Source organism: Alkalibacterium sp. s-m-28 (assembly GCF_054658175.1).
Map to the genome: position 1 here is coordinate 1 of NZ_BAAGIQ010000450.1, position 255 is coordinate 255.

A 255-nucleotide genomic window follows, 5' to 3' on the forward strand; every position below is an offset into this window, starting at 1 on the left:
TCGTAATGGTATGCCGAGGGATTGGATAGCCAAGCAGATTCCAATAAGCCTCTTGGCGATAGCCAGGGACTTTTTGCTCGAATTTTTGATACATGGTTTCTGCTATCAGTGACGCAGAAGCGGCTGTGTTATTTAACGGAAGTCTGGGAATTTCAGATTTTGCAAAAGGCGTGCGCGTTCCGCTTTTCTCACAGTTCGCGCAGGCATATGTTTTCTGGAAATGTCTGTGGTTTTCAACTCTCGCCGGGATAAATT

Annotated in this window: 1 protein-coding gene; it reads right to left on the bottom strand. The window is 45.9% G+C overall.

Translation table 11 applies throughout. The annotated features are described in order from the left end of the window. On the bottom strand, window positions 1-255 hold a 255-nt coding region (locus tag ACYQ4S_RS12970), incomplete at both ends, for an IS66 family transposase (protein WP_459771580.1).